General features: G+C 65.6%; 3 protein-coding genes. 1 reads left to right on the top strand and 2 read right to left on the bottom strand.

Annotation, left to right across the window (positions count from 1 at the left end):
* Window positions 1-937: nitronate monooxygenase family protein (locus AX721_RS06200; RefSeq protein WP_068875146.1), on the top strand; the 937-nt coding region annotated here is incomplete at its 5' end.
* Window positions 938-946: 9 nt separating this feature from the next.
* Here AX721_RS06200 and AX721_RS06195 read toward each other — a convergent pair.
* Together AX721_RS06195 and AX721_RS06190 are read right to left on the bottom strand one after the other, a co-directional pair.
* Window positions 947-1,645, bottom strand: coding sequence for a hypothetical protein (locus tag AX721_RS06195; RefSeq protein ID WP_068875145.1), 699 nt, complete (start codon window positions 1,643-1,645; stop codon window positions 947-949).
* 168 nt (window positions 1,646-1,813) lie between these two features.
* Complete coding sequence (locus AX721_RS06190; protein ID WP_082765531.1) at window positions 1,814-2,701, bottom strand: TonB-dependent receptor domain-containing protein; 888 nt, start codon at window positions 2,699-2,701, stop codon at window positions 1,814-1,816.
* Window positions 2,702-2,756 lie beyond the last annotated feature (55 nt).

Raw genomic sequence — 2,756 nt, 5'->3', positions numbered from 1 at the left:
GCAGTGGGTGGGCCGGGCCGAGCTGGTGGCCGCCGTGGCCAACGCCGGCGGCCTGGGCTTCATCACCGCCCTGACTCAGCCGACGCCCGACGACCTGCGCCGCGAGATCGAGAAGGCCCGCAAGCTGACCGACAAGCCGTTCGGCGTGAACCTGACCATCCTGCCGGCGATCACTCCGCCGCCCTATGCCGAGTACCGTCAGGCGATCATCGACATGGGCGTGAAGATCGTCGAGACGGCTGGCTACAAGCCGCAGGAGCATGTCGACCACTTCAAGGCCCATGGCGTGAAGGTGATCCACAAGTGCACCGCCGTCCGCCACGCCCTGTCGGCCGAGCGGATGGGCGTGGACGCCATCTCCATCGACGGCCTGGAGTGCGCCGGTCACCCGGGGGAGGACGACGTGGGCGGCCTGATCCTGATCCCGGCGGCGGCCGACAAGGTGAAGATCCCGATGATCGCCTCGGGCGGCTTCGGCGATGCGCGCGGCCTGGTGGCGGCCCTGGCCCTGGGGGCCGAGGGCGTCAACATGGGCACCCGCTTCATGGCCACGGTCGAGAGCCCGATCCACCAGAAGGTGAAGGAGCAGATCGTCGCCAACGACGAGCGCCAGACCAACCTGATCTTCCGCACCATGCACAACACCGCCCGCGTGGCGAAGAACGCGGTCAGCGACGAGGTCGTGCGGATCGAGCGGGCCGGCGGCGCCAAGTTCGAGGACGTGAAGGACCTGGTGGCCGGGGCCCGCGGCAAGGTGGTCTACGAGGCCGGCGATCCCGACTACGGCATCTGGTCGGCGGGCCAAGTCCAGGGCCTGATCCACGACATCCCCACCTGCGCCGAGCTGATCCACCGCATCGTCCGCGAGGCCGAGGAGATCATCATGAGCCGGCTGGCCGGGGCCGTGGTGAAGAAGACGCTGCAGCCGGCGGAATAGGCGGCCCTATCAAGGCCTGGCCCGGAACACGAACGGGCCCACGTGGCCTACAGTGTCGTCGAACACCACCCAGATCTCGCCGCCCGTCGCCTGCCAGCGGCGGGCGAACGAGACGTCTTCGCCCATGCTGACGCCACCCTCGTCGTAGGCGGGGTCGAAGCACTGCAGGACGTTCGTCAGGCGCTGGTGCTCGTAGTAGGTGCCTGCCGCCGGGCGATAGAGTTCGGGGTGGGCGTCACGAAGGGTCTCGAACACCTCGCGCTTGATGAGCATCAGGCCTGTGCCGGTACGCCTCGCGCGATAGAACCCGTTCTTCTCCACCGGCGGCTGCTCAAGCTCCATGACGAAGCTCAGCGAGCGGGCCCAGGCGGCCACCGGCTCGTCGAACTGGCGCGACATGGCGTGGAACCGGGGGATGTCGAGAACGCGGTGAGGGCAGACCGCGGAGACAATCGGGGCGTCGAATTCCACCATCCGGCGGATCAGATCGGGCGGGTAGTCGATGTCGGAGTCGATGAAGAGCAGGTGGGTGTGGTCGGACTCCAGGACGAGGCTGGCCAGGGTGTTGCGCGCCCAGGCCAGGAGGGTGCCACTGGTGGTCTTCCAGTCGAGCTGCCCTGGAAAGGCTTCCCACAACGACAGCAACGCGCCGGTGTAGTGGGTTGTGAGCTGGCCGTTGTAGGTCGGCGTTCCCACCAGGATGCGCATCGCGATCTGCCCCAGAGCTCGGTTCAGAGACGGGGCTAGGTTGCTCCGCGAGGGGCGTCAATCTCCGGTGGTCGCAAATGAAAAGAGCCGCCGGGCGGACCCGGCGGCTTATTCCTGCATCGATCTTGAATCGGCCGGCGTCCGAAGGCGCCGGCCGTTCCATGAGTTCTAGAAGTTCATGTTCGCGCCGACAAAGAAGAAGCGCCCGCGGTTGTCGTACTGCGATGCACCCACGCTCGTACCACTGAAGATCTGATTGTCCGAGATCTTCGGCGGATAGCGGTCGAACACGTTGAGCACACCGGCGCGGAAGGACAGCTCGTCGCTGTACTTATAGGACACCCGCATATCATGCCGGTAGTAGTCGCCCGTGTAGTACGGGTCGAGCTGGCTCGGCTGGAACGCGTTGTTCGCGATCATGGAGTCGATCCAGATGGTGCTCCAGGTCAGCGACAGCTTATCCTTGCTCCAGCGAATGGAGCCGGTGGCCCGCCATTCCGGCGTCGCGTTGTTGATGGTGTTCGCGAGTTGGGTGAACGCCTGGCCGGGCAGGCCCTGCAGCTGGAATTGGTACATCCACGTGGCGTCAAGGCGCAACGCGATGTCGCCGTAGTCCTGGCCGAACAGGTCCTCGGTGCGGAAGCCATAGGCGATCGAGTAGTCGTAGCCCTCGACCTTTACCTTGGCCACGTTCTGCTGGACGAGGACGACCTCAGACACGCCCCCGACGATGCCGCTGCCGCCGGTTCCGGTGGGGTCGCGACGGATTTGCGCGCAGTACGGGTTAGAAGCGTACGGCGTGGTCGCATCATCGTAGCAGAGCTGGTTAAGCAGCGTGTTGATCGGGATCGAGCCGACCTGCCCGTCGATGTTGTACTTGAAGAAGTCCACCGAGATCTGGAGCCCCGGAATCCAACGCGGCTGAACCACGACACCATATTGGTAAGTGTGCGCGGTTTCGGGACCAAGGTCGGGGTTGCCGCCCTGGAGCAGCGGCAGAGACGGGCGTCCCGCGCCGAAGTTCGACTGGAACGTCGCCGAGTTCCATCCGGGGATGGCCTCAGTGCATTATCGGGCCGCAGAAATACGGTAGACGCTCAGCGCGGCAGGC

The sequence above is a fragment of the Phenylobacterium sp. CCH9-H3 genome, from assembly GCF_001557235.1.
Lineage (GTDB): Bacteria > Pseudomonadota > Alphaproteobacteria > Caulobacterales > Caulobacteraceae > Phenylobacterium.
Note: the sequence above shows the minus strand (reverse complement) of the source record. Positions and strands in the feature narration are given on the sequence as shown.